Origin of the sequence: Kitasatospora sp. NPDC127060, assembly GCF_042724935.1 — a bacterium.
GTDB lineage: Bacteria > Actinomycetota > Actinomycetes > Streptomycetales > Streptomycetaceae > Kitasatospora.
In genome coordinates, this window is the sequence record NZ_JBHXEG010000105.1 from 24,175 (window position 1) to 27,095 (window position 2,921).

The following is a 2,921-nucleotide window of genomic DNA, read 5'->3' on the forward strand; positions in this document are numbered from 1 at the left end:
CCCCGCTCGCGGGTTCGCGCGGCCCCCGGCCGTGCTGGGGGGGGGGGGGGGCCCCCGGCTCCCCGGGGGCCCGCCACCGCGGGGCGTCAGCGGGCGCTGGCCTCGTGCACGAAGGCGACCAGCCGGCTGAGCGCGTCCGGGTCCATGGACGGCATCACGCCGTGGCCGAGGTTGAAGATGTGGCCGCTGCTGCCGACCGCCTGGGCGGCGTGCAGCACCTCGCGGGCCTTGGTCTCGACGACCTTGGTGGGCGCGAACAGCACCGCCGGGTCGAGGTTGCCCTGCAGCCCCTTGCCCGGGCCGACCCGCTCGGCCGCGACGTTCAGCGGCACCCGCCAGTCGACGCCGACGATGTCCGCGCCGGCCTGGCCCATCAGCCCGAGCAGCTCGCCGGTGCCGACGCCGAAGTGGATCCGCGGCACCCCGTAGGAGGCGACGGCGTCGAAGACCTTGGCGCTGGCGGGCATCACCGAGCGGCGGTAGTCGTCCGGGGCGAGCGCGCCGACCCAGGAGTCGAACAGCTGGATCGCGGAGGCGCCGGCCTCGATCTGCACCTTGAGGAAGGCGGAGGTGATGTCGGCGAGCCGGTCCAGCAGGGCGGCCCACAGCTCGGGCTGCCCGTACATCATGGCCTTGGTGTTCTCGTGGTTCTTGGACGGCCCGCCCTCGATCAGGTAGCTGGCGAGCGTGTACGGCGCACCCGCGAAGCCGATCAGCGGGGTCCCGCCGAGCTCGTCCACCAGCAGGCCGACGGCCTCGGTGATGTAGGGGACGTCGTCGGGCTCGAGCGGGCGCAGCCGCTGGAGGTCCTCGAAGCTGCGGATCGGGTCGGCGATGACCGGGCCGATGCCGGGCTTGATGTCCACGTCGACGCCCACGGCCTTGAGCGGCACCACGATGTCGCTGTAGAAGATCGCGGCGTCCACCCCGTGCCGGCGCACGGGCTGCATGGTGATCTCCTTGACCAGCTCGGGCCGCATGCAGGAGTCCAGCATCGGGATGCCCTCGCGGACCTTGAGGTACTCGGGCAGCGAGCGCCCGGCCTGGCGCATGAACCACACCGGCGTGTGCGGCACCGGCTCGTGCCGGCAGGCGCGCAGGAACGCGGAGTCGTACGCGGCGCCGCGGGGCGCGGGGGTGGTTCGGCCGTCGGGGGTGGCCGCCGTCGGGTCTGCCGTAGTCTCGCTCACGGGTCAAATCTTCGCATGCGCCCGGGGGCGCCCCTCTCGGGCGGTCTCGTCGGTTCCTCCAAGATCTGGCCGGGTTTGCCGTTCCGGCACGCCGCTCGGACGGAAGTTGCGGCGATAACCCGGGGTTTCGACCTAGTCTTCGGGTCATGGCAGCGGTCGGCGGGCACCCCGCACAGGGTGGCGGAACAGGTGGCGGAACGGGTCGGGAGGGGGCGCCGAGCGAGTTCCGGGCCGCCGTGGAGGCCCTCGACGGGGCGCGACTGCGGCCCGAGGTCCAGCTCTCCCCCGCGCCGGCCCCGCGCCGGCTGGCCCCGCACGCGTTCGCGCTGACCGCCACCGTGGAGGCGGACGGCGAGGAGCTGGCCGACGGCCGGCTGGTGCTGCTGTACGACCCCGCCGGGCAGGAGGCCTGGAACGGGGAGTTCCGGGTGGTCACCATGACCCGGGCCGAGCTGGAGCCGGAGATGGCCGGCGACCCGATGCTCTCCGAGGTCGGCTGGGCCTGGCTGCTGGACGCCCTGCAGGCGCACGGCGCCGGCTACGCGGAGCCGTCCGGCACGGTGACCCGCTGCGCCTCGCAGTACTTCGGCGGTCTGGCGGACCGCCCCTCCTCGACCGAGATCGAGATCCGGGCCTCCTGGACCCCGGCCGACGGCCGCTTCGAGCGGCACCTGGCGGCCTGGGGCGACCTGCTCTGCATCAGCGCCGGCCTGCCGCCGGTCACCCCGGCCCCGCAGGGCCCGAGCGAGGTCACGTCACTCGGTGGAGTGGTCCCGATGCCCGCCCGGCGACGCCCCCGGTCGCACTGACGGGTGGTGTCCGGGCCGGACGTCGCCTCCGGCCCCGCCGGCCACCCCCAGGGCTGACGGAGTGTGACTTCGATCCCGCTCTGCGTCAATTACCTGGTCAACGACGACCGATTCATGACGAATCTGATCGATTTTGTACGAATTCCAGGCATGTCGCATCAGTCATATGCGCGATTTGTCCGTATTGTTACTCACTAGATCGTGATCTTTCGCTAAAGCCGGGCACGGTAGCTGCCGAAGCAGACTGTGACCCTTTCCGAACGCGGAACACTCCGACCGCCCCCTCGGGGTTCCGTCCGCCACTCCCCGCAGGAGGCCTGGTGTCGGTCCTTCTTGAGCACCCCGCAAACGTGGTCGCCTACCGCCCGACCAAGCCCACCGCCATGGTGGTCATCGCTGATCCCCGCGTCCGAAACACTGTCACCCGTCACCTCTGGGCGCTCGGCGTCCGCGACGTGATCGAGGTGTCCTCGATCGCCGAGGCCCGCCCCCGGGTCTCCACCCCGCGTGACATCTGCGTCGCCGACGTCCATCTGCCGGACGGCTCCGGGCTGACCATCCTTGCCGAGACCCGCGCCGCGGGCTGGCCCAACGGCCTGGCCCTCTCCGCCGCCGACGACATCGGCGCCGTCCGCAGCGCACTGGCCGGAGGCGTCAAGGGATACGTGGTCACCGGCACCCGCACCAATGTCGCGATGCCCGGCCGTCCCGGCCTGCCGCTCGGTGCCGCCGGGCTGGCCGGCCGGATGCGCCGCCCCGGGATGCCGGGCATGCCGGGCGCCGCCGGCGCTCCGGGTGCGCCGGGCGCCCCCCGCGCCCCCCGACCCCCCCCGAACCCCCACCCCCCCCAGTACCGGCCCCACGTCGTGGTGGCCTTGTAATAAAAAAAAAAACCAACCCACCAAAAAATTACAAAAAAAGT

The 2,921-nt window shown here is 72.3% G+C and carries 2 protein-coding genes and 1 pseudogene; 2 read left to right on the forward strand and 1 reads right to left on the reverse strand.

The window, feature by feature from the left end:
* Positions 1–86: 86 nt before the first annotated feature.
* Complete coding sequence (gene hemE, locus ACFWIS_RS36530) at positions 87–1,100, reverse strand: uroporphyrinogen decarboxylase (protein WP_380461871.1); 1,014 nt, start codon at positions 1,098–1,100, stop codon at positions 87–89.
* Between the two features lie 236 nt (positions 1,101–1,336).
* Here hemE and ACFWIS_RS36535 point away from each other — a divergent pair, with 236 nt between their 5' ends.
* On the forward strand, positions 1,337–1,999 hold the full coding sequence (locus tag ACFWIS_RS36535) for a DUF3000 domain-containing protein (protein ID WP_380461867.1): 663 nt from the start codon (positions 1,337–1,339) through the stop codon (positions 1,997–1,999).
* A gap of 320 nt (positions 2,000–2,319) precedes the next feature.
* Positions 2,320–2,720: pseudogene (locus ACFWIS_RS36540) on the forward strand (response regulator); the annotation flags it as partial.
* Positions 2,721–2,921: the final 201 nt, after the last annotated feature.